The sequence below is a fragment of the Phenylobacterium sp. genome (assembly GCF_035944335.1).
Classification (GTDB): domain Bacteria; phylum Pseudomonadota; class Alphaproteobacteria; order Caulobacterales; family Caulobacteraceae; genus Phenylobacterium.
In genome coordinates this window covers 1-20,944 of sequence record NZ_DASZBG010000010.1, presented here as the reverse complement: position 1 = coordinate 20,944, position 20,944 = coordinate 1, and the positions used below count along the sequence as shown (strand labels likewise).

Sequence of the window (20,944 nt, the reverse complement as noted above, 5' to 3'; positions counted from 1 at the left end):
CCGGCCATTCGGAATGGTTTCCCGGCGTTCACTGCGTTTGTTGGCGATATCGCAAGGCGGGGCCGCTAACCCTATGAACGATCTCATGGTTTCGGCGGGCTTTGGCATATGCGCATGATCACCATCGTCAGTCTTGGCGCCTCGGCGGCGCTGGGCCTGGCCGCTCTCTTCGTCGCCAAGACCGTGCTGCCCAACACCGCGGTGGCCAAGCCGGTCGCCGCCAGCGTCGCGGTCGGCGCGCCGGTGGTCGTGGCCGCCAAGGACATCAAGTACGGCGACAAGCTCGACGCCGGCATGCTGACCCTCGTGCGGATGCCCGCCAACGCCGCGCCGCAGGGCGCCTTTTCCACCGTCGAGCAGGTGCTGAGCCAGGATCACGGCGGCGCGCCCGTGGCGCTGCAGCCGATCGCCGCCCATGAGGCGCTGCTGCCCATCAAGCTCTCGGGCCCCGGCGCGCGCCCCTCAGTGGCCGCCGAGATCGCAGAGGGCATGCGCGCCTACACCATCAAGGTGAACGACGTGGCCGGCGTCGGCGGCCACGCCCTGCCCGGCGACCGGGTGGACGTGGTGCTGATGCGCGACCTGACGCCCACCGCCCAGAACCGCACCTATGTCTCCGACGTGGTGCTGCAGAATGTTCGCGTCCTGGGCGTCGACCTCAACGCCGACCTCAGCTCCAACAAGCCGGCCGAGCCGAAGAACGCCACCCTCGAGGTGTCGGTCGAAGACGCCCAGAAGCTGTCGATCGCCGCCACCCTCGGCGCCCTGTCGCTGGCCCTGCGCCGGACCGGCGCGGCCGATGCGGAGCCGGTGCGCATGCTGGCCACCCGTGACTTCGTCGCCGGCGGCGGGAGCCCGCACGAGGGCCATCGTGGGCACGCCTCCGTGCGCAGCGGTTCCGGTCTGATCACCATCGTCGAATACTCCGGCGGCGGCCACGGCCACGCCACGCCGGCGGCGGCCGCACCGGCGGCCCTGGCCGCGCCTTCGGCTTCGGCTTCGGCTTCGGCGTCCGCCGCCTCGTTCACCGGCAAGTCGCCGGCCTGACCCCATGCAAAGTAACCCGCTCATGATGCGTCCCCTGCTCGGCGCGCTCGCCGCGGCCCTGGCCTTCGCCGCGGTCGCCTCGACCCCGGCCCATGCCGCCCAGCCGATGTCCAGCGAACCGGCGGTGGACCGCCGGATCACCGTGCCCAAGGACAAGACCCTGGCCTTCCGGCTCAACGAGGCGGCGAGCAAGATCGTGGTCGCCCAGACCGACATCGCCCAGGTGGTCGCCACCTCCGACCGCACCTTCTATGTGCGCGGCAAGGACATCGGCTCGACCAACGCCCTGGTCTACGGCCCCGGCGGCCGCCTCGCCGAGGTGATCGACATCGACGTCGCCTATGACGCGGCGGGCATGCAGGACGCCATGGCCGTCGCCTTCCCGGGCCAGCACATCCAGGTGCGCAACGCCGGCCAGGGCCTGTTGCTCACCGGCCAGGTCTCCGACACCGGCGTCGCGGCCCGCGCCCAGAAGATGGCCGAGAAATACGCGCCTGACTTCGTCACCAACAGCCTGACCGTCCGCGCCTCGCAGGAGGTGATCCTGGAGGTCCGCGTGCTGGAGGCCTCGCGCTCCCTGCTGCACGACGTGGGCGTCAGCGCCTCCGTGCAGAACAACTCGTTCCAGTTCCTCACCGGCCGCGGCCTGGTGGGCTCGGATTCGCCCAACGCCCTGCTGTCGCTCACCGGCGGGGCCGGTCACACCTCCATCGACGTCCAGCTGGCGGCGCTGGAGAACAAGGGCCTGATCCACACCCTCGCCCGGCCCAACCTGGTGGCCCTCTCCGGCGAAAAGGCCAGCTTCCTGGCCGGCGGCGAGTTCCCCTATCCCGTGCCGCAGTCGAGCAGCAGCGGCCAGGTGGTCATCACCCTCGACTTCCGCCAGTACGGCGTGAAGCTCGACTTCAAGCCGGTGGTCCAGGACAACGGCCTGATCCGGCTGGAGGTCGCCCCCGAAGTCAGCCAGCTCGATCCGTCCAACGCCCTGCGGGTCAACGGCTTCACCGTGCCCGGCCTGATTACCCGCAAGACCTCGACCGTGGTCGAGCTGCGCGACGGCGCCTCGCTCGCCATCGGCGGCCTCTTCCAGCGCAACTACCAGAACACCGTCAGCCAGGTGCCCGGGCTGGGCGAGATTCCGGTGCTGAGCGCCCTCTTCCGCTCCACCCGCTGGCAGAACAATGAGACCGAGCTGGTGATCATTGTCACCCCGCGCATGGTGGGGCCGAGCGACCTGGCCGACGCCGCCGCACAGCAGGCCGCGATCGCCGGCCACGAGCCAAGCCCCGCGGACCTGATCCTCAAGGGCGTGGCCCTCGACAAGCCGCTGGCCGGCCCGGGCGGGCGCTAGCCCATGGCCCCGTTCCCCGACAAGGCGCCGGCCCTGTCCGCAGCCGGCCTGCAGGGCCGCCGCGTGCTGGCGATCGGCGAGAGCCTCGCGGCGCTCACCGACGGTCCGCTGGCCGGCGCCCAGGTCGCCTCCGGCGCCATCGCGCAGCTGGAGGGCCTGAAGCTTGCCGACTGCGACCTGGTGCTCATCGACGCCGACGCGTGCGAGGCGCCGGCGCTGGCCGCCGCGGTCAAGGCCCTGGCGCTGGCCAAGTCGCCGCCGCCGGTGCTGATGACCGGCGCCAACCTGCCCGCCGGCCTGGTGCGCAACCTGCTCCGCCTGGAGCATGCCGACATCCTCGAATCACCCTTCTCGCCGGAACAGCTGACGGCGGCCATGGCCGGCCTCCTGGCGGGGATGGCCGCGCCTCCGCCGTCGCCGGCCGGCGCCTCGCGCTGCTGGGCCGTGACCGGCGCGGTCGGCGGCTCCGGCGCCACCACCGTCGCGGTGGAGATCGCCCACGCGCTCTCCGTGCAGGAGGGCAAGGAACGGGTTTGCCTGATCGACCTGAATTTCGCCGACGGCGCGGCGGCGGCCTATTTCGGGGCCACGCCGGGCATGCGGCTCGCCGACTTCGGCGCCTCGGCCGAACGCATCGATCAGGCCATGCTGCGGGCCTTTGCCACCCCGGTGAGCGAGCGGCTCGATCTGCTGGCCCACCCGCGCGAGCCGCAGGCCTTCGACGCCGCCTCGCGCGAGACGGTGCTGCGCGTGCTGGAGATCGCCTGCGAGAGCTACGACTGGGTGATCCTCGATATGCCTCGCCATCGCCGCGACTGGACGCTGGAGGCGCTCGCCGGCTCCGACGAGGTGCTGGTGATCTCCGAGTTGACGGTGCCGGCCCTGCTCGCCGCCCGGGCGCTCTCCGACGAGATCGAGACGGCCCTGGGCACGGGCCTCAAGCCGCGCATCGTCCTCAACCGCCTGGCCAGCCGCATGTTCGGTCCCGCGCCCTCCATGGCCGAGGCCGAGCGGGCCCTGCAGCGCAAGGCGCTGGGCGGGGTCAGCTCCGACTGGGAAGCCGCCGCCGCCTCGGTGAACCTGGGCGGCCCCATCGCCCAGCACCGGCCCAAGTCGAAGATCGTCAAGGACGTGCTGGCCCTGGTGGAGACGCTGGCCGCCGAGTCCGCGCGGCGTGACGCCACGACGAGGGCCGCCTGATGGGCCGCTTCAGCCTGAGCCGCGCGGCGCCCGCCGCGGCCCCGCCCGAGGCGGAGAAGCCCAAGGCCGCCCGGCCGGTCGCCGCGCCCGCGCCGGTCGCCGTCAAGGTCGCGCCGGCCCCGAAGCCCGCGGCCAAGTCCGCGCCCGCCGGCGCCCCGGCCGGCAAGCCGCAGCACATCGACATGCGGCTGAAGCTGCACGCCCGGCTGATCGACGAGCTCGACCTCTCCAAGCTGGAGCAGCTCGAGGAGGCGGAGCTTCGCCGGCAGGTCAACAACCTGGTCGCCGACTTCGCCCGCGCCGAGCGGCTGGCGCTCAACACCGCCGAGCTCGAGGAGCTGGGCGCATCGATCTACGACGAGATGGTGGGCCTGGGTCCGATCGAGCCCCTGCTCAAGGACGACACCATCAACGACATCCTGATCAACGGGCCGTTCCAGGTCTATGTGGAGCGGCGTGGCGAGCTGGAGCTCACCGGCGTCCACTTCCGCGACAACGACCACCTGCTGCGCATCGTCAACCGCATCGTCGCCGGCGTCGGCCGCCGCATCGACGAGAGCCAGCCCATGGTCGACGCCCGCCTGCCGGACGGCAGCCGGGTGAACGCCGCCATCAATCCCGTCACCATCGACGGCGCGGCGGTCTCCATCCGCAAGTTCTCCAAGAAGCCGCTCAGCCTGGAGCGGCTGGTGGAATTCGGCGCCATGACCCAGTCCATGGCCGACTTCCTCCACGGGGCGGTGAAGGCGCGGGTCTCCACCGTCATTTCCGGCGGCACCGGCTCGGGCAAGACCACCCTGCTCAACGCGCTGTCGGCCGCCATCAGTCCGGGTGAGCGCCTGATCACCATCGAGGACGCCGCCGAGCTGCAGCTGCAGCAGCCGCACGTCGTCCGCATGGAGACCCGCCCGCCGAACATCGAGGGCAAGGGCGAGATCCGTCAGCGCGAGCTGGTGAAGAACGCCCTGCGCATGCGTCCCGACCGGGTGATCCTGGGCGAGGTCCGTTCGGAGGAAGCCTTCGACATGCTGCAGGCCATGAACACCGGCCACGAAGGCTCCATGGCCACCATCCACGCCAACAATCCGCGCGAAGCCATCGGCCGCCTCGAGCAGATGATCGCCATGGGGGGCCTGAGCCTCAGCCCCGACGCCATGCGCGCCCAGATCGCCTCGGCCGTCGGCATGGTGGTGCAGGTCAACCGCCTGTCGGACGGCAAGCGCAAGGTCACCCACGTGACCGAGATCGTCGGCATGGAGGGCCAGGTGGTGCAGATGCAGGACATCTTCACCTTCAACCGCACCCACACAGATCCGGACGGCGCGGTGCACGGCGAGTTCCGCGCCTCGGGCCTGCGCCCCCGCTGCCTCGACGAGATGATCCGCCGCGGCATCCCCTACGACGTGACCAACTTCGACCCCTCCAAGCCGCTGGGCTGACCATGGGCGGCGACAAGACCATCTTCATGATCCTGGTGTTCGCCGCGGTGTTCACCGCGGGCCAGGCGGCGATCGGCCTGATGACCACCGCGAAGGAGCGGCGCAAGCTGACCCAGCGGTTGAAGGTCGCCGACAAGGTCGACGGCATCTCGGCCCTGGTGATCGAGCTGCGCAAGCAGCGTGGCCTCACCGCCAGCGGCGAACGCGCCGGGCGCCTGCAGTGGCTGTCCAATCTGATCGTGGCCTCCGGCCTGCCCTACGATCAGAAGAAGTGGCTGACCTATGTCGGGGCGGTCGCCCTGATCGCCGGCATCGGGGCCTTCGCCTTGACCCATGCCCTGCTGGCCGTGCCGGTCGGCGCGCTGCTGGGCGGCGCGGCCCTGCCGGTCTTCTATCTGAAATTCGCGGCCGGTCGGCGCGGCAAGGCGCTGGGCTTCCAGCTGCCGCAGGCCCTGGAGATCATCGTCCGCAGCCTGGAGGCCGGCCACCCGGTGCCCACCGCCATCGCCCTGGTGGGCCGCGAGATGAGCGACCCCGTAGGTTCGGAGTTCGGCATGGCCGCCGACGAGATCGCCTATGGGGCGACGCTGGCCCAGGCCGTTGAGCGCATGTCCGAGCGCTGCCAGCATCCCGACATCGATCTGTTCGCCGCCACCGTGCGCCTGCAGGAGCGGGCCGGCGGCAATCTGACCGGCCTCCTGAAACTCAACGCCGCCACGGTGCGCGAGCGGCACAAGATGCGCCTGAAGATCAAGGCGGCCTCCGCCGAGGGCCGCGCCTCGGCGATGATCCTCACCTCGGCGCCCTTCGTGGCATTCGGCCTGATCAACGTCACCAATCCCCACTTCTACGGCGACGTCTGGCACGTGGGGATGGTGCGCTATGGCCTGATCGGCCTCCTGGGCTGGCTCGGCGTGGGCAACCTGGTGATGCGCAAGATGATCGACATGAGGCTGTAGGCGACCATGGCGTTTACCCTCGACACCCTGATCTATGGCGCGGGCCTCCTGCTCCTGACCGGCGCGCTGGCCGGCGGCGGCTGGCTGGCGGCGACGGAGCTTCGGCTGCGCACCGTGCGGCGCTCGCGCCTGGCCACGGCGACGGCCGGCGGCGCGGGCGGCCCCAAGGCCGTCCCCGGCGGGGCGATCGCCGGCCAGGTGCTGGCCGGCGTGCGCCGGCTCGGCCAGCAGAGCGCCGTGCGCGACCCGGCCAAGCTGTCCCTGCTGCGCACCCGGCTGATGCAGGCCGGCTTCTACAGCCGCGAGGCGCCGGTGATCTATCTGGGCGTCCGGGCCGCGGCCCTGGTGCTGGCGACGCTCGGCGTGGTGCTCACCCTGCCGATGATCGCCGGCGGCAAGGGCATGGGCGGCCTGATGGTGGCCTTCGCCTTCGCCGGCGCCGCCATCCTCGGCCCCGACCAGGTCCTGAACCTGCGCCGTTCGGGCCGCGAGCGGGAATACCTCGACGGCTTCCCCGATCTCCTGGACCTGCTGGTCGCCTCCGTCGAGGCGGGCCTCAGCCTCGACGCCGCGGTCAGCCGGGTCACCGACGAACTTGCCCGCCGCTATCCGAACCTGACCATCCACCTGCGCGCGCTGACCCTCGAGCTGCGCGCCGGCCGCGCCCGCAAGGACGCCTGGCAGAGCTTTGCCGAGCGCCTCGGCATCGAGGACGCCCGCACGCTGGCCACCATGCTGCGCCAGTCGGAGGAGATGGGCACCAGCCTCGGCGAGACCTTGGCCGTCTTTTCCCAGGACATGCGCTCCAAGCGGATGCTGAAGGCCGAGGAGAAGGCCCTCGCGCTCTCGGCCAAGCTGACCGTGCCGCTGATCCTGTTCATCTTCCCCTGCCTGCTGGGCGCCCTGATGCTGCCCGCGGCGGCCCGCCTGGCCCACGTCTTCGGCAACGGCCAGTAGGCCGGGGGTTCAGCCCCACATCTTCATCAGGTTGGCGAACACCGCGGTGAGCCGCCGGCGGTTGGCGTCGTGCGGCAGGGCGGCCACGCCCAGTTCCAGCTCGTGCAGCAACAGCCGCTGTTCGGCGTCGCGGATGCGGCTCTCGATCCAGCCCACCGCCGCGCGGCGCGCGCCCGAGCGGACCGGGGCCACCGCATGCAGCACCGAGGTCGGGTAGAGGATCGCATCCCCGGCCGCCAGCTTGATCGGCTGCGGCCGCCGCTGGCTGTCCAGCACCAGCTCGCCGCCCTCGTAGGACGCCGGATCGTCCAGGAACAGGGTGAACGACAGATCTGCCCGCATCTCGGCCCCGTCGTCCGCGCGCATGAACGGCGCGTCCACGTGCTCGCCGTAGGCGTCGCCCGGGCCATAGCGCGAGAAGATCAAGGGCGCCCAGCGCACCGGCCGCGCATAGCCCGACACCTTGCCGTTCGCGCCCAGGGTCTGCTTCACGAACCGCCGCAGCTCCGCCAGCGAGGCGTCGGCGGCCTCGGCGTTGCGCTTCACCTCACGGGCCGAGCCCATGGCGCTCACCTTGCCGTCGGTGAAGGCGGCGCCGTCGAGCGCCGATCTGACGCGCGCCAGATCCTCGCCGTGCAGCACCTGTTCTACGATCAGCACCTGGACATCCACAGCTGTTAGGGGCCGCGAGTGAAGCCGAGCGGACCGGTTGAGGCAATGGCGCGGGCGTGCGACACCGCCGGGCCGGGCGCGTGGTTGACTTCCGCAGCGCATGAAGATATCCACCGCCGCTCGATTTTCGACCCGGAGCCCTCTCGTGAAGCGCACCTTTCAGCCGTCTCGCCTCGTGCGCGCGCGCCGTCACGGTTTCCGCCTGCGCATGTCCACCAAGAATGGACAGAAGGTGCTCGCCCGCCGCCGCGCCAAGGGCCGCAAGCGCCTGAGCGCCTAGGCAAGGCTTACTATATGGTGTCGGCATGGCCGACGCCGTCTTCACCATCGAACGCCTGAAGAAGCGCGCCGACTTCCTGGCCTGCGCCCGCGCGCCCTCCTGCGCCCGCGGCGCGATCGTGGTGCAGGCGCGAATCCGCCCGGAAAATGGCGAGGGGGCGGACCGGCTGGTCCGGGCCGGCTTCACCGCCACCAAACGGGTCGGCGGCGCCGTCGTGCGCAACCGCGCCAAGCGCCGGATGCGCGAGGCCGCCCGCCTGCTGCTGCCCGCCCTGGCGCGGCCCGGAGTCGACTATGTGTTCATCGCCCGCGGCGGTGTGACCACCCGGCCGTGGGAGCGTCTGCTTGACGATGTGAAAAGCGCGCTGATAAGGCTCGCCGCTGACCGCGACAGCTCGGCGCCCGATCTCAGCCGTTCCGCCCGACCCTCCGCCCCTTCCTCAAAAGACGATTGAGCGTCCGCCCGCCGATGCAAGACGAGTCCCGCAACACGATCATCTTCCTCGTGTGCGCCCTGGCGCTGTTCGTTCTCTATAACTTCTTCGTCCTGGCGCCCGCCTCGAAACGGCACCAGGTCGAGGCGGCCCATGCCGCCGCGGTGGCCCAGGCCCAGGCGGTCGCCGCCACGCCGCCCGGCGGCGCGAACCTCGCCCCCCCGGTCATCACCCGCCAGACGGCGCTCGCCGCCAGCCCCCGCGTCGTCGTCGACACGCCCTCGCTGAAGGGCTCGATCGCGCTGCGCGGCGGCCGCATCGACGACATTTCCCTCAAGCAGTACCGCGAGACGGTCGACAAGAACTCCCCACCGGTGGAGTTGCTGCGCCCCGAGGGCCTGCCCCGCGCCTGGTTCGCCGACCTCGGCTGGACCGGTCAGAACGTGCCGGGCCTGCCGGCCTACAACACCGTCTGGACGCTGAGCCAGGGCTCGACGCTCACGCCCGCCTCGCCGATCACGCTCACCTACGCCAGCGGCCAGGGCCTGACCTTCACGCGCCAGATCTCGGTCGACGACAAGTTCATGTTCACGGTCACCGACACGGTGGCCAACAGCGGCCCCGCCCCGGTGACGCTCGCCCCCTATGGCTCGATCCAGCGCCAGGGCCTGCCCGACAAGCCCGCCAACAGCCAGATCGTCCACGAGGGCGCGGTGGGCGCGCTCGGCCTCGACAAGCCCATCCTGCAGCTCATCGACTACAAGAAGTGGGCGAAGAACGGCGGTTCGGAGACCGACTCCAAGGGCGGCTGGGTCGGCATCACCGACAAATACTGGCTGGCCGCCGTGGCGCCCGCCCAGACCGAGCGCGTGCACGGCCGCTTCGACCACAAGAAGGAGGGCGCGGTCGATCTGTTCGACGCGGACTTCACCGCCGCCCCGCGCGCCGTCGCGCCCGGCCAGTCGGCGACCGCCGTCACCCACGTCTTCGCCGGCGCCAAGACCGTGCCGGTGCTGCGCGCCTATGAGCAGAACCTGGGCATCCCGCGCTTCGACGACGCCGTCGACTGGGGCCGGTTCTTCTTCTGGCTGACCCGGCCGATCTTTTCGCTGCTCATGTACATCTTCCAGCACGTGGGGACCTTCGGGATCGCCATCCTGCTGCTCACCGTGGTGGTCCGCGGCCTGTTCTTCCCGCTCGCGAACAAGTCCTACGAGTCGATGAGCAAGATGAAGAAGGTCCAGCCGCTCGTGGAGGAGCTGCGGAAAAAATACAAGGACGACCCGGCCAAGCAGCAGCAGGAGATGCTCGCTCTCTACAGCCGCGAGAAGGTCAACCCGCTGGCCGGCTGCCTTCCCATCCTGCTGCAGATCCCGGTGTTCTATTCGCTCTACAAGGTGCTGACCGTCACCATCGAGATGCGTCACGCGCCCTTCCTCGGCTGGATTCAGGACCTCTCGGCGCGCGATCCGACCACCGTGTGGAACCTGTTCGGCCTGGTCCCCTGGAACCCGGCGCACGCGCCGCTGCTGGGCGGCATCCTCGACACCACCCTGCACATCGGCGTCATGCCGCTGATCTACGGCGTGACCATGTGGCTCTCGACCTCGATGAACCCCCCGGCGCCGGATCCGGCCCAGCAGAAGATCTTCCAGCTGATGCCGATCATCTTCACCTTCATCATGGCGCCGTTCGCCGTGGGCCTGCTGATCTACTGGACCTGGTCGAACATCCTGACGACGCTCCAGCAGTACGTGATCATGCGCCGCTTCAAGGTGGACAACCCGATCGACCGGATCATCAACCGGCTGACGGGGCGTCCCGGCGCCCACGCGTGAGCGAGGCCCGGACGGACGAGATCTTTGACACCGAGGCGCTGGAGCGGGCGCGCAAGTTCTTCGCCGGCGAGGTGCGTTTCCTGATGGGCTGCGTCCAGATGGAGGGCCTGCCGGACGCCGATCTGCCGGAGGTGGCCTTCGCCGGCCGCTCCAACGTCGGCAAGTCCTCGCTGATCAACGCGGTCACCGGCCGGCTGAAACTGGCGCGCGCCTCCAACGAGCCCGGCCGCACGCGTGAGGTGAATTTCTTCGTCGCCGACGAGGCCCTGCGCCTGGTCGACCTGCCCGGCTACGGCTTCGCCAAGGTCAGCCGCGGCGCCGCCAACCGGTTCCAGAACCTCGGCCGGAACTACCTGCGCGGCCGCCCGAACCTCAAGCGCGCCTACCTGCTGATCGACGCCCGCCACGGCCTGAAGTCGGTCGACACCGAGGCCCTCGACGCGCTCGACGAGGCGGCCGTCTCCTACCAGATCGTGCTCACCAAGGCCGACAAGCTGAAGCCCGCCGAGGTCGAGGCGGTCACCGCCAAGACGCTGCAACAGATCTCCCGCCGCGCCGCCGCCTTCCCGCGCGTGCTGGCGACCTCGGCGGCCAAGGGCGCCGGCATCCCCGAGCTGCGCGCCGAGATTCTCGCCGCCTGCGGGCTCTAGCCGGTCGCCGGCTCACCGCGCTATTCCTGGCTCGGGGGTGCGCATGCGGGGTCGAACAATCGCCTTGGCGGCTGCCGTCGGCCTCGCCGTCGTGGCTGGCGCAGCCCTCGGCCTCTATCAGCTCAGCCGCGCCCGCTGTTTCGCCCTGGGACTCGCACCGATCTGCCGTGTCGCGACGAGCCGGCCCGAGGTCGCCCTCACCTTCGACGACGGCCCCACCGCCGACGGGCTCGCGGCCATCCTCCCCGAGCTGGAGCGGCGGCAGGCGCACGCGACCTTCTTCCTGATCGGCGCGGACGTCGCCAAGCACCCGGCGATGGTCGCGACGCTGCTGGCCGCGGGCCAGGAGGTGGGCGACCACAGCTTCAGCCATGTGCGGATGGTGGGCCGCTCAGCGCGCTTCTACGACCAGGAGATCGAGCGGACCCAGGCCGCCTTGAAAGCGGCGGGCGCAGAGGCGCGGTTCTTCCGTCCGCCCTACGGCAAGAAACTCATGGGCCTGCCGCTCGCCGTGAAGCGGCACGGCCTCGCCATGATCATCTGGGACGTCGAGGACCCGGCGACGACGGACCCCCGGGCCTTCGCCGATGAGATCGTCCGCCAGGCGCATCCTGGCGCCATAATCCTCGTTCACGCCATGTACCCGACCAACCGGACCGCCCGCGCGGCCTTGCCGATGATCCTGGACGGACTGACGGCCAAGGGCCTGCGGATCGTGACGGTCGGCGATCTGATCGCCGACGCGCGTTAGGGCCGGCGCAGCACGGTCTCGCCGCCCTTCATCACGAACACCGGATGTTCCAGAACGGTGACGTCGCTGAGCGGATCGCCCTTCACCCCCACTAGGTCGCCGAAGCGGCCCGGGGCGATCTGGCCCACGTCGTGGGTCCAGTTCCCGCCTAGCGCCTGGGCCGCGTTCACCGTCGCCGTCTGGATCGCCTGCAGGGGCGTCGCCCCATAGCGGACCATCACCGCGAACTGCTTGGCGTTCAGACCGTGCGGATAGACCCCGGCGTCGGTGGAGAAGATCATCTTCACCCCCGCCTTCAACGCCTTGCGGAAGTTCTGCCGCTGGATCTCGCCGATGTCGCGGTCCTTCTGCAGGCTCTCCTCGGGGATGCCGTTCTGCTTGCCGAAGGCCTGGGTGTAGTCGGTGTTGTAGATGTCCATGCCGAACCAGGCGCCGTGCTGCAAGGCCAGCCGGATCCCCTCGTCGTCCACCAGGCTGGCGTGCTCGATGGTGTCGACCCCGGCGAGGATCGCAGCCCTGATGCCGGCCGCCCCGTGGGCGTGGGCGGCGACCCGGAGGCCCAGCGCATGGGCTTCGTCGACGATCGCCTTCATTTCCTCGTAGCTGAGCTGCTGGGCGCCGGGCGTATCGCCATGGCTGAACACCCCGCCGGTGGCGCAGATCTTGATCACCTTGGCGCCGTACTTGTGCAGCAGGCGGACCATGCGCCGCCCCGCGTCGGGGCTGTCGATCACCGACGGCTCGGAGGCGTTGAACGAGGGGGGCAGATAGGTCTCGTCGCAATGGCCGCCGGTCGCCCCGATCAGGTTGGTCGCCGGAATGATCCGCGGGCCCGGATTGAAGCCCTCGTCGATCGACTGCATCAGGGCGACGTCGCCGTAGAACTCCGCGCCGACGTTGCGCACCGTCGTGAAGCCGGCGTCGAGGGTGTCCTTGGCCTGCCGCACGCCGATGGCGATCCAGAAACCGTCGGTGAACTCGAAGCGCCGATAGCCGCCGTACTGGTGCGTCGACGTCAGGTGAACGTGCATGTCGATCAGGCCCGGAACCAGCGTCACGCCCGGCAGGTCGACCCGCTCCGCGCCCGCCGGGACCGCGTCGCCCTGGCGCTCGACCGCCGCGATCCGCCCATCGACGATCACCACCAGCGGCCGCTCGACATAGCGCCCGCTCACCACGTCCAGCGCCCGGTCGGCCGAGACCGCCACGGTCCTGGCGCTCGCGCCTGCCGCGATCGCCCACAGGGCCGCGGCCGCGGCCGCCAGCTTCAGCCATTTCATCGAGAACCCCCATCACGCGACTTGCAGCCAAGGCTTAGCATGCGGCCGCAAAGGTGACAGGGGGCGGCGCGTCCGCTATCGGAGCGCTCCGACGACCGGAGCAGGCCCGTTGAGCGACGACACCCAAGGCCAGACCAAGGAAGGCGAGGGCTGGGCGACCGCCAGGACGCTGGCCGAGGCCCTGCCCTATATCCAGACCTATGACCGCTCGACCGTGGTCATCAAGTACGGCGGCCACGCCATGGGCGAGGAACAGGTGGCCAAGCTGTTCGCCGCCGACGCCGTGCTGCTCAAGATGCTGGGCGTCCACCCGGTGATCGTCCACGGCGGCGGCCCGCAGATCTCCGCCTGGCTCGCCAAGGCCGGGGTGAAGTCGACCTTCGTCGACGGCCTGCGCGTCACCGACGAAGCCACCATGGAGGTGGCCGAGATGGTCCTCTCCGGGGCGATCAACAAGGAGATCGCCAGCTGGATCACCCAGGCCGGCGCCGAGGCCGACGTGCGCGGCGTGGGGCTGTCGGGCAAGGACGCCCGCCTGATCGTCGTCGAGAAGGTCACCCGCACGGCCAAGGACCCGGATTCCGAGGTCGAGCGCATGGTCGACCTGGGCTTCGTGGGCGAACCGAAGACCGTCGATCCCAAGATCCTGCAGGCCCTGATCTATGCCGAGGAGGACTACATCCCCGTGGTCGCCCCGATCGGCGTCTCGGCCAGTGGCGAGACCTACAATATCAATGCCGACACCGTGGCCGGGGCGCTGGCCGGCGCGCTGGGCGCCAAGCGCATGCTGCTGCTCACCGACGTGGCCGGCGTGCTGGATGCGAAGGGCGAGCTGATGCGCCAGCTCACCGTCAAACAGGCCCGCAAGGCCATCGCCGACGGCGTCGCCACCGGCGGCATGATCCCCAAGCTGGAAACCGCCATCGCTGCGGTCGAGGCCGGCGTCGAGGCCGTGGTCATCCTCGACGGGCGGCGGCCGCACGCCATGCTCGTCGAGCTGTTCACCGAGCACGGGGCGGGCACGCTGGTCTGCAAATGAGCGGCGCGGACCTACGTCACATCGACACCTGGCTGTTCGACCTGGACAACACCCTCTATCCGGTCGAGAGCGGCTTCATGGGCGAGATCGAGCGCCGCATCACCGCCTTCGTCATGAAGGTCACCGGCCTGGAGCGTGACGAGGCCTTCAAGCTGCAGAAGGTCTACCTCAAGGATCACGGCCTCAGCCTCACCGGCCTCACCCTGCACCACGGCGTCGACCCGGCGGAATTCCACGCCGCCTTCCACGACCTGTCGCTGGAGGGCCTGTCGCGCGACCCCGAGCTGACCACCGCGCTTGAGCGCCTACCAGGCCGGCGGTTGATCTTCACCAACGCCGACGACGTCCATGCGCGCCGGGTGCTCGAGCGCCTGGGCCTCGGCGACCTCTTCGACGAGGTCTTCCACATCGGCTCGTTCGGCTACGTGCCCAAGCCCGATCCCCGGGTCTTTGAGCGGATGAACGCCGCCCACCACATCGACCCCGCCACCACCGCCTTCTTCGAGGATTCCGAGCGCAACCTGGCGCCGGCCGCGGCGCTTGGCATGACCACCGTCCTGGTCGGCCCGCACGCGCCGGCCTCCACCGCGCCCTTCGTGCAGTACAAGACCGCGACGCTCGCGCCCTTCCTGAGGGACGCCCAGCTCAAGGACGCCGCCTGATATGGACGAGCTGAAGACCATCATCGAACAGGGCTGGGCGGATCGCGAGGCGATCACCCCGGACACCAAAGGACCCCTCCGCGAGGCGGTGCTGGAGACCCTCGAACGCCTGGACGCCGGGACCCTGCGCGTCGCCGAGCGGGGCGCCGACGGGATCTGGACCACCCACCAGTGGGCCAAGCAGGCGATCCTGCTGTTCTTCCGCCTGACCGCCAACCAGATCGTCGAGGCCGACGCGCCCGGCCCCTACTGGGACAAGGTCCCCCTGAAGTTCACCGGCTGGGACGCCGCCCGCTTCGCCGCCGCCGGCTTCCGCTGCCTGCCGGGGACCGTCGTGCGCAAGGGGTCCTTCATCGCCAAGGGCGTGGTCATGACGCCCTGCTTCATCAACATCGGGGCCTATGTCGACGAGGGAACCATGGTCGACACCTGGGCGACCATCGGCTCCTGCGCCCAGATCGGGAAGCACTGCCACATCTCCGGCGGCGCCGGGATCGGCGGGGTGCTTGAGCCCCTGCAGGCCAATCCGACGATCATCGAGGACAACTGTTTCATCGGCGCCCGCTCCGAGGTGGCCGAGGGCGTCGTCGTGCGCGAGGGCTGCGTGATCTCCATGGGCGTCTACCTGACCTCCACGACGCCCATCGTGGACCGCCGCACGGGCGAGACGATCACCGGCGAGGTGCCGCCCTATTCGGTGATCATGTCCGGCTCGCGCCCGAACGCCGTCGACCCGTCCCTGCCCTCCACCTACTGCGCGGTGATCATGAAGACGGTGGACGAACGCACGCGTTCGAAGACCAGCATCAACGAACTGCTGCGCGACTAGCGGCTGCGCGCCGTCTTCGTATCCTCATAAGGCCGCCCGTCGCGGTGGCGGTACTCGGTCGCGCCCTCGTCCAGCACCAAATCGATATCCGGGTAGTCGCAGCCGTCGGTGTCGGGCGCGCGCGAGCCGACCTCCAACAGCACCGCCTCGCCGTCCGATCGGTTCTGGATATGGTGGCCGTTGGCGACGCCTGCCGGAAAGCCCGCGCAGTCGCCGGCGCGCAGCACCTGCTCGCCCTCGTCGGTGACCAGCACCACCTCGCCCTCGACCACCCAGACGAACTCGTCCTCGGCGGTGTGCCAGTGCCGCTGGCTGGTCCAGGACCCCGGCGGCAGGCGCATCAGGTTGACCCCGAACTGGGTCAGGCCGGCCGCGTCGCCCAGCTTCCAGCGGCGCCGCGCCTTGCACGGCTCGTCGTAGGGTGGCGGATAGCCCGTGCCGAAACGGGTGGGGGCGGCGTCGATATCGATCTTCGGCATTCGTCAGTCCTGCGGATAAGGCGTGCCGTCGTGGTGGCGGTAGTGCGCGCCCTGCGGGTGGGACACCATGTCGATGTCGGGATAGTCGCAGCCGTCGGTCTGCGGCCGCCGCGAGCCTACCTCCAGATAGACGGCGTCGCGGTCGGCGCGGTTCTGCACGTGGTGCCCGTTGGCGACGCCGGCCTTCCAGCCGCAGGCGTCGCCGGGCCGCAGCACCTGCTCGCCGTCGTCCTCCACCAGCACCACCTCGCCCTCCAGCATCCAGAGGAACTCGTCCTCTTCGGAGTGCCAGTGCCGCTGGCTCGACCATTTGCCAGGCGGCAGGCGCACGAGGTTGACGCCGAAATCGGTCAGGCCGGCGGCGTCCCCCAGCTTGCGCCAATCGGCGCCCAGGCAGATTTCGGCGAACGGCGCCGGATAGTTGCAGCCCGTGCTGGGCGCGATGGCGGCCAGATCCAGCTTCGGCATGGACAGTCCGTCTCCTATGAGCCAACCACGAGATAGCAAAAGGCGCCCGGCGGACCTACCGGGCGTCTTCTCCTGAAATCGCTGGCATTCACAAAGTGAAGCGGCCCCTCTTGGTAAGGCCCCGACGGAATCGGCCGCGGGCTTCCTCCACGCCCGCCTCGATGGCATCGAAAATCTTCTCGACCTCAGAATCTTCAAATTCGTAGTTGGCCGAGGAAAGATTGGAGAGTTTCCGAAGCGCTTCCAAAACTTGATCCGTGCGGCCGACCGCAAGGCGACGGAAGTTCGCGTGTTTTTCGGACCTCGGCGGCATCTGCCTATCGATTCGACGCGAATGGGTTGAATGAATATTGAGCATGGGTCATGATACCTTTCTATCGCGAGGATGGCGGTAGGGTCAACATGCCGCCGCCTGAATGCTTGGTATTATGATCATATCTACCGAGTATGCAAGATATTTACCGATTCTCCGGCATATTTCTGGTAAACGCTGGGAATCGTTCTGCAATTGCCGCCCCTTGCCGCGTGCAGGAGATGACGGTGCGAGCGACGGCGGGTAGGACAGGTCGATGTCCGCCATAGACGCCGTCGAACTGACCCGCGAACTGATCCGCAAGCCCTCCGTCACCCCGGCGGACGCCGGCGCCATGGATGTGGTGGAGCGGACCCTGGCCGGACTCGGCTTCGTCTGCCGCCGCATGAGGTTCGGCGAGATCGAGAACCTCTACGCCCGCTACGGGACGACGCGGCCGAACCTGTGCTTCGCCGGCCATACCGACGTGGTGCCCGTTGGCGATGTCGCCGCCTGGTCGAAGGACGCCTTCGCCGCCGAGGTCGTGGGCGGCGTCCTGATCGGGCGCGGCGCGGTCGACATGAAGAGCGCCATCGCCGCCTTCGCCGCCGCCGCCGCCAGGGCTATCGCGGCCGGCCAGGTCCCGGGCTCGATCTCCTTCCTGATCACTGGCGATGAGGAAGGCGTGGCGCTCGACGGCACCAAGCGCGTCGTGGAGGCCCTGGCGGCCGAAGGCGAGGCCATCGATCACTGCGTGGTGGGCGAGCCCACCTCTTCGGAAATCTTCGGCGATATGGTCAAGGTGGGCCGGCGCGGCTCGATCAACGCCGAGATCGAGGTCACCGGCGTCCAGGGCCACGTGGCCTATCCGCACCGCGCGGCCAATCCGGTTCCGGTGCTGATCCGAGCGCTCGCCGCCCTGCAGGCCCGGGTGCTCGACGAGGGCTATCCCGAGTTCCAGCCGTCGAACCTGGAAGTGACGAAGATCGATGTGCCCAACACCGCCACCAACGTCATCCCGGGCGTCGCGCGGGCGCGGCTGAACATCCGCTTCAATCCCACCCACACGGGCGCTGAACTCGCCGCCTGGATCGCCGCCGAGGCGGACAAGGCCGCTGAAGGCACGCCCTGCAAGGCCGCGGTCACGCCGCAGATCAGCGGCGAGGCCTTCCTCACCGAACCCGGACCCTTCACCGAGCTGGTCGCCGCCGCGGTGGCCGACGTCGCCGGCCGCGCGCCGGAGCTTTCCACCACCGGCGGCACCTCCGACGCCCGCTTCATCCGCGCGCTCTGCCCGGTCGTCGAGGTCGGCCTCGTAGGCCAGACCATGCACCAGGTCGACGAACGCGCGCCCGTCGCCGAGATCCGCATGCTGCAGGCCGTCTACGAACGCCTGATCGCGCGCTATTTCGAGGCGTTCAAATAGATCGTCATCCCCGGTCAGCCGCAGGCTGATCCGGGGACCCAAGCTGATCGTCAGATTGCAAGGCCACTTGGGTCCCCCGGATCGCGCTGACGCGCGCCCGTGGATGACGGTCAAGATCGGTAGCTGACTCCCGTCAGATACAGCCCGTCGGCCGGGGCCACCGGCCCGCAGGCCTTGCGGTCGCGCGCCTGCAGCGCCGCCGTCACATCCGCCGCCGTCCAGCGCCCGACGCCGACCTCCGCCAGCGTCCCCGTCATCGAACGGACCTGGCGATGCAGGAAGGAGCGCGAGGCGAACTCCAGCACCACCGCCTCGCCTTCGCGGCGCACGCGGGCCAGGTCCAGGGTCTTCATCGGCGACTTCGCCTGGCAGGCGAGGTCGCGGAAGGTGGTGAAGTCGTGGTGGCCAACCAGCGCCTGGGCGGCGGCATGCATGGCCTGCGCATCCAGCGGCTTCTTCACATGCCAGACGCGGCCCTGGTCCAGCGCCGGCGGGCTCGCCCGGTTGAGGATGCGGTAGAGGTAGCGCCGCTCGGTCGCCGAGAACCGCGCATGCCAGCCCTCGGGCGCGACGCTGGCCTCCAGCACCGCGATCGGCTCGGGGACCAGGTGGGCGTTCAGCGCATTGCGCACCACCTCGGGCTTCCAGTCCTTTGCGAGGTCGACGTGGACCACCTGGCCGGTGGCGTGGACGCCGGCATCCGTGCGCCCCGCCGTCTGCACCCGCGGGGTCTCGCCGCAGAAGCCCTTCACAGCCCGCTCGAGGGAGGCCTGCACGGAGGGCAGCGCGCCCTGCGCCTGGAAGCCGTGATAGGGCCGGCCGTCGTATTCGATGAGGAGCCGGTAGCGGGGCATCAGCCGAGCTTCGTCCCGGGCGCTACGGGCGCCCCGCGCAGGAAGACCTCGGCGTCCTGCGCCGCGCGGCCTTCGCGCTGCACGCGCAGCAGCCGCACCGCGCCCTCGCCGGCCGCCACCAGCAGCCGGTCATCGAGCACCTCGCCCGGCGCGCCGTCGCCTTCCTCCAGGCTCGACAGCATTGCCTTCACCCGCACCGGCCCCTTGTCGCCGGGCAGCTGGAACCACGCGCCGGGGAAGGGCGACAGGCCGCGGATCTTGCGGTCCACCTCGGCGGCGGGCTTCGTCCAGTCGATGCGCGCCTCCCTGGGCCGGATCTTCTTCGCGTAGGTGACGCCGTCGTCGGCCTGCGGGGTCTCGCGCGCTTGGCCCGACGCGATCAGGGGCAGGGTGCGGGCCAGCAGATCGGCGCCGGCCTCAGCCATCCGGTCGTGCAAGGTGGCGGCGGTGTCCAGCGCGCCGATGCGCAGGGTCTGGGAGGCCAGGATCGGGCCCTCGTCGAGGCCCTCGGTCATGCGCATGACCTGGACCCCGGTCACCGGATCGCCAGCCATGATCGCCCGCTGGATGGGCGCCGCGCCGCGCCAGCGCGGCAACAGCGAGCCGTGCAGGTTGAAGGCGCCGAGCCGCGGCGCCTCCAACACCTCGCGCGGCAGGATCTGGCCAAAGGCCACCACCACCGCGGCCTCCAGCTCCAGGGCGCGGAAGGCGGCGATCTCGGCGGCGTCGCGCATCGAGGCCGGCGTGCGGACCGGCAATCCGTGCTCCAGGGCGAAGGCGTGGGTCGGCGAGGGCTTCAGCTCCTGGCCGCGGCCGCGCGGGGCCGGCGGCTGGGAATAGACGGCCGCAATCTCGTGCCCCGCCTCGACGAGGCGTTTCAGCGAGGCGACCGCGAAGTCGGGGGTTCCCAGGAAGGCCAGGCGCATGGGCGTCCTGTAGCGGCCGCCGCGCTTGTGTGCAAAATCCGGAACCCGGGTCCAAGCTTGGCAGTTAGAGGCCCGACCCCAGGAGCGCGACCATGCCGACCCCGAACCGGACCCTGATCACCGCCGCCCTGATGGGCTTCACCTTCGCGGTGGCCGGCTGCAGCAAGTCCGATCAGGCCAAGACCCAGGCCGACGCCAACGCCACGGCGGCGGACGTGAAGACCAGCACAGACAAGGCCGGCGCCGAGGTCAGCGCCGACGCCAAGAAGCTCGGCGAGGACGTCAAGACCAGCGCCAAGGGCGCGGGCGAGGATATCAAGGCGATCTCCAAGGACCCGGAGGTGAAAAAGGCCGCCGGCGAGCTGAAGGGGTCGCTGAAGGACCTGGGCTCGGCGCTGAAGGACGCCTCCAAGAAGCACCACGCCGAGGGCGACGACGCGACCACGACCACCACCACCGTCACCACCACGACGGAAAAGACGACCGAGAAGAAGTAAGGAGACAGCCCTTCTCCCCTTGCGGGAGAAGGTGTCAGCCGCAGGCTGACGGATGAGGGGTTGAAGATCGGATCAGCGGCGACCGGCGGGCGTGAGGTCCGCGCGACCCCTCTTCCGACCTGCTTCGCAGGCCACCTTCTCCCGCAAGGGGAGAAGGTAAATGGTCTACGCCGCCTTCACCATCTTCTTGACCTTCTTGATCGCCTGCTCGCGCTTCAGACGCGACAGGTGGTCGATGAACAGCACGCCGTCCAGATGGTCCATCTCGTGCTGGATGCAGACGGCGAACAGACCCTCGGCGTCCTCGACGATCTCCTCGCCCTGGTAGTTCAGGTACTTGAGCTTCACCTGCGACGGCCGTTCGACCTCGTCATAGATCTCCGGCACCGAGAGGCAGCCTTCCTCGTAGGGCGCGGTCTCCTCCGAGACCCAGAGGATCTGCGGATTGACGTAGTAGCGCGGCTGCTTGGGCTCGTCCTCGCGGGCCAGGTCCATGACGATCACCCGCTGGGGCACGCCCACCTGGATCGCCGCCAGGCCGATGCCGGGCGCGGCGTACATGGTCTCCAGCATGTCGTCCATCAGCGCGCGCAGCTCGTCGGTCACCGCGGCCAC

The 20,944-nt window shown here is 69.9% G+C and carries 24 protein-coding genes; 16 read left to right on the top strand and 8 right to left on the bottom strand.

Annotated features, from left to right (window positions below):
* The first annotated feature begins 108 nt into the window (after window positions 1-108).
* Genes cpaB through VGT80_RS01465 form a run of 6 tightly spaced genes read left to right on the top strand, consistent with a single transcriptional unit; the run spans window position 109 to window position 6,953 of the window.
* Entirely contained in the window at window positions 109-1,047 is a 939-nt protein-coding gene (gene cpaB, locus VGT80_RS01490; RefSeq protein WP_327452256.1) for a Flp pilus assembly protein CpaB, read from the top strand.
* A gap of 22 nt (window positions 1,048-1,069) precedes the next feature.
* Complete coding sequence (locus VGT80_RS01485; RefSeq protein ID WP_327452255.1) at window positions 1,070-2,398, top strand: type II and III secretion system protein family protein; 1,329 nt, start codon at window positions 1,070-1,072, stop codon at window positions 2,396-2,398.
* 3 nt (window positions 2,399-2,401) lie between these two features.
* Window positions 2,402-3,598 carry an AAA family ATPase gene (locus VGT80_RS01480; RefSeq protein WP_327452254.1) on the top strand — a complete coding sequence of 399 codons (1,197 nt, stop codon included), beginning with the start codon at window positions 2,402-2,404 and terminating at the stop codon, window positions 3,596-3,598.
* Window positions 3,598-5,037, top strand: coding sequence for a CpaF family protein (locus VGT80_RS01475; protein ID WP_327452253.1), 1,440 nt, complete (start codon window positions 3,598-3,600; stop codon window positions 5,035-5,037). Before VGT80_RS01480 ends, VGT80_RS01475 begins: the two co-directional genes overlap by 1 nt.
* Window positions 5,038-5,039: 2 nt before the next feature.
* Window positions 5,040-5,996: a type II secretion system F family protein gene (locus VGT80_RS01470; protein ID WP_327452251.1), complete on the top strand. Its 957-nt coding sequence runs from the start codon at window positions 5,040-5,042 to the stop codon at window positions 5,994-5,996.
* Between the two features lie 6 nt (window positions 5,997-6,002).
* Window positions 6,003-6,953, top strand: a complete 951-nt coding sequence (locus VGT80_RS01465; RefSeq protein WP_327452250.1) for a type II secretion system F family protein — start codon at window positions 6,003-6,005, stop codon at window positions 6,951-6,953.
* Between the two features lie 9 nt (window positions 6,954-6,962).
* On the opposite strand, the gene VGT80_RS01460 is transcribed toward VGT80_RS01465, so the two are convergent.
* The gene (locus VGT80_RS01460) at window positions 6,963-7,613 is read right to left on the bottom strand and encodes a Fe2+-dependent dioxygenase (RefSeq protein WP_327452249.1); all 651 of its coding nucleotides are present in this window, start codon (window positions 7,611-7,613) and stop codon (window positions 6,963-6,965) included.
* Between the two features lie 157 nt (window positions 7,614-7,770).
* Here VGT80_RS01460 and rpmH point away from each other — a divergent pair, with 157 nt between their 5' ends.
* The 5 genes from rpmH (at window position 7,771) to VGT80_RS01435 (ending at window position 11,577) form a co-directional block, all read left to right on the top strand.
* Window positions 7,771-7,905, top strand: a complete 135-nt coding sequence (gene rpmH, locus VGT80_RS01455; RefSeq protein ID WP_111457208.1) for a 50S ribosomal protein L34 — start codon at window positions 7,771-7,773, stop codon at window positions 7,903-7,905.
* A 25-nt stretch (window positions 7,906-7,930) separates the two neighbouring features.
* A complete protein-coding gene (rnpA, locus tag VGT80_RS01450; protein WP_327452247.1) occupies window positions 7,931-8,359 on the top strand; it encodes a ribonuclease P protein component in 429 nt (142 codons plus the stop codon).
* 14 nt (window positions 8,360-8,373) lie between these two features.
* Complete coding sequence (gene yidC / locus VGT80_RS01445) at window positions 8,374-10,176, top strand: membrane protein insertase YidC (protein ID WP_327452246.1); 1,803 nt, start codon at window positions 8,374-8,376, stop codon at window positions 10,174-10,176.
* Window positions 10,177-10,259: 83 nt separating this feature from the next.
* Complete coding sequence (yihA, locus tag VGT80_RS01440) at window positions 10,260-10,826, top strand: ribosome biogenesis GTP-binding protein YihA/YsxC (RefSeq protein WP_327452566.1); 567 nt, start codon at window positions 10,260-10,262, stop codon at window positions 10,824-10,826.
* Between the two features lie 64 nt (window positions 10,827-10,890).
* Window positions 10,891-11,577 carry a polysaccharide deacetylase family protein gene (locus VGT80_RS01435; RefSeq protein WP_327452245.1) on the top strand — a complete coding sequence of 229 codons (687 nt, stop codon included), beginning with the start codon at window positions 10,891-10,893 and terminating at the stop codon, window positions 11,575-11,577.
* Here the strand turns inward: VGT80_RS01435 and VGT80_RS01430 are convergent.
* Window positions 11,574-12,857, bottom strand: coding sequence for an amidohydrolase family protein (locus VGT80_RS01430; RefSeq protein WP_327452244.1), 1,284 nt, complete (start codon window positions 12,855-12,857; stop codon window positions 11,574-11,576). The genes VGT80_RS01435 and VGT80_RS01430 overlap by 4 nt on opposite strands.
* Window positions 12,858-12,966: 109 nt before the next feature.
* On the opposite strand from VGT80_RS01430, the gene argB reads away from it, so the two are divergent.
* From argB to dapD, 3 genes are read left to right on the top strand one after another with little or no spacing between them, the layout of a single operon-like run.
* A complete protein-coding gene (gene argB, locus VGT80_RS01425; RefSeq protein ID WP_327452243.1) occupies window positions 12,967-13,896 on the top strand; it encodes an acetylglutamate kinase in 930 nt (309 codons plus the stop codon).
* Window positions 13,893-14,558: a pyrimidine 5'-nucleotidase gene (locus VGT80_RS01420; protein WP_327452242.1), complete on the top strand. Its 666-nt coding sequence runs from the start codon at window positions 13,893-13,895 to the stop codon at window positions 14,556-14,558. Before argB ends, VGT80_RS01420 begins: the two co-directional genes overlap by 4 nt.
* A 1-nt stretch (window position 14,559) precedes the next feature.
* Entirely contained in the window at window positions 14,560-15,387 is an 828-nt protein-coding gene (gene dapD / locus VGT80_RS01415) for a 2,3,4,5-tetrahydropyridine-2,6-dicarboxylate N-succinyltransferase (RefSeq protein ID WP_327452241.1), read from the top strand.
* Here dapD and VGT80_RS01410 read toward each other — a convergent pair.
* The 3 genes from VGT80_RS01410 to VGT80_RS01400 form a co-directional block, all read right to left on the bottom strand.
* Window positions 15,384-15,866 carry a cupin domain-containing protein gene (locus VGT80_RS01410; RefSeq protein WP_327452240.1) on the bottom strand — a complete coding sequence of 161 codons (483 nt, stop codon included), beginning with the start codon at window positions 15,864-15,866 and terminating at the stop codon, window positions 15,384-15,386. The two genes, dapD and VGT80_RS01410, sit on opposite strands and share 4 nt — an antisense overlap.
* Window positions 15,867-15,869: 3 nt before the next feature.
* Window positions 15,870-16,334 carry a cupin domain-containing protein gene (locus VGT80_RS01405; protein ID WP_327452239.1) on the bottom strand — a complete coding sequence of 155 codons (465 nt, stop codon included), beginning with the start codon at window positions 16,332-16,334 and terminating at the stop codon, window positions 15,870-15,872.
* Between the two features lie 88 nt (window positions 16,335-16,422).
* On the bottom strand, window positions 16,423-16,692 hold the full coding sequence (locus tag VGT80_RS01400; protein WP_327452238.1) for a hypothetical protein: 270 nt from the start codon (window positions 16,690-16,692) through the stop codon (window positions 16,423-16,425).
* Between the two features lie 211 nt (window positions 16,693-16,903).
* Here VGT80_RS01400 and dapE point away from each other — a divergent pair, with 211 nt between their 5' ends.
* A complete protein-coding gene (dapE, locus tag VGT80_RS01395) occupies window positions 16,904-18,052 on the top strand; it encodes a succinyl-diaminopimelate desuccinylase (RefSeq protein ID WP_327452236.1) in 1,149 nt (382 codons plus the stop codon).
* A 110-nt stretch (window positions 18,053-18,162) separates the two neighbouring features.
* Here dapE and truA read toward each other — a convergent pair whose 3' ends face one another.
* Both truA and fmt read right to left on the bottom strand, forming a co-directional pair.
* The gene (gene truA, locus VGT80_RS01390) at window positions 18,163-18,906 is read right to left on the bottom strand and encodes a tRNA pseudouridine(38-40) synthase TruA (RefSeq protein WP_327452235.1); all 744 of its coding nucleotides are present in this window, start codon (window positions 18,904-18,906) and stop codon (window positions 18,163-18,165) included.
* Window positions 18,906-19,832 (bottom strand): methionyl-tRNA formyltransferase, encoded by a 927-nt coding sequence (gene fmt / locus VGT80_RS01385; protein ID WP_327452234.1) that lies wholly within the window; start codon window positions 19,830-19,832, stop codon window positions 18,906-18,908. The genes truA and fmt overlap by 1 nt, the downstream gene beginning before the upstream one ends.
* A gap of 92 nt (window positions 19,833-19,924) precedes the next feature.
* Between fmt and VGT80_RS01380 the strand changes: the two genes are divergently transcribed.
* Window positions 19,925-20,329, top strand: coding sequence for a hypothetical protein (locus VGT80_RS01380; RefSeq protein ID WP_327452233.1), 405 nt, complete (start codon window positions 19,925-19,927; stop codon window positions 20,327-20,329).
* Window positions 20,330-20,494: 165 nt separating this feature from the next.
* Here VGT80_RS01380 and def read toward each other — a convergent pair.
* Window positions 20,495-20,944 (bottom strand): peptide deformylase (gene def / locus VGT80_RS01375; RefSeq protein WP_327452232.1); only part of this gene is annotated, 450 nt, incomplete at its 5' end.

What these genes read in the sequence shown, in the direction of transcription:
- yidC (WP_327452246.1), top strand. Translation starts at nt 8,374, where the DNA reads ATGCAAGACGAGTCCCGCAACACGATCATCTTCCTCGTGTGCGCCCTG.
- VGT80_RS01380 (WP_327452233.1), top strand. Translation starts at nt 19,925, where the DNA reads ATGCCGACCCCGAACCGGACCCTGATCACCGCCGCCCTGATGGGCTTC.
- dapD (WP_327452241.1), top strand. Translation starts at nt 14,560, where the DNA reads ATGGACGAGCTGAAGACCATCATCGAACAGGGCTGGGCGGATCGCGAG.
- VGT80_RS01405 (WP_327452239.1), bottom strand. Translation starts at nt 16,334, where the DNA reads ATGCCGAAGCTGGATCTGGCCGCCATCGCGCCCAGCACGGGCTGCAAC.
- VGT80_RS01430 (WP_327452244.1), bottom strand. Translation starts at nt 12,857, where the DNA reads ATGAAATGGCTGAAGCTGGCGGCCGCGGCCGCGGCCCTGTGGGCGATC.
- VGT80_RS01400 (WP_327452238.1), bottom strand. Translation starts at nt 16,692, where the DNA reads ATGCTCAATATTCATTCAACCCATTCGCGTCGAATCGATAGGCAGATG.
- VGT80_RS01485 (WP_327452255.1), top strand. Translation starts at nt 1,070, where the DNA reads ATGATGCGTCCCCTGCTCGGCGCGCTCGCCGCGGCCCTGGCCTTCGCC.
- yihA (WP_327452566.1), top strand. Translation starts at nt 10,260, where the DNA reads ATGGGCTGCGTCCAGATGGAGGGCCTGCCGGACGCCGATCTGCCGGAG.
- cpaB (WP_327452256.1), top strand. Translation starts at nt 109, where the DNA reads ATGCGCATGATCACCATCGTCAGTCTTGGCGCCTCGGCGGCGCTGGGC.
- VGT80_RS01470 (WP_327452251.1), top strand. Translation starts at nt 5,040, where the DNA reads ATGGGCGGCGACAAGACCATCTTCATGATCCTGGTGTTCGCCGCGGTG.
- VGT80_RS01475 (WP_327452253.1), top strand. Translation starts at nt 3,598, where the DNA reads ATGGGCCGCTTCAGCCTGAGCCGCGCGGCGCCCGCCGCGGCCCCGCCC.
- VGT80_RS01465 (WP_327452250.1), top strand. Translation starts at nt 6,003, where the DNA reads ATGGCGTTTACCCTCGACACCCTGATCTATGGCGCGGGCCTCCTGCTC.
- rnpA (WP_327452247.1), top strand. Translation starts at nt 7,931, where the DNA reads ATGGCCGACGCCGTCTTCACCATCGAACGCCTGAAGAAGCGCGCCGAC.
- truA (WP_327452235.1), bottom strand. Translation starts at nt 18,906, where the DNA reads ATGCCCCGCTACCGGCTCCTCATCGAATACGACGGCCGGCCCTATCAC.
- VGT80_RS01420 (WP_327452242.1), top strand. Translation starts at nt 13,893, where the DNA reads ATGAGCGGCGCGGACCTACGTCACATCGACACCTGGCTGTTCGACCTG.
- fmt (WP_327452234.1), bottom strand. Translation starts at nt 19,832, where the DNA reads ATGCGCCTGGCCTTCCTGGGAACCCCCGACTTCGCGGTCGCCTCGCTG.
- dapE (WP_327452236.1), top strand. Translation starts at nt 16,904, where the DNA reads ATGTCCGCCATAGACGCCGTCGAACTGACCCGCGAACTGATCCGCAAG.
- VGT80_RS01480 (WP_327452254.1), top strand. Translation starts at nt 2,402, where the DNA reads ATGGCCCCGTTCCCCGACAAGGCGCCGGCCCTGTCCGCAGCCGGCCTG.
- VGT80_RS01410 (WP_327452240.1), bottom strand. Translation starts at nt 15,866, where the DNA reads ATGCCGAAGATCGATATCGACGCCGCCCCCACCCGTTTCGGCACGGGC.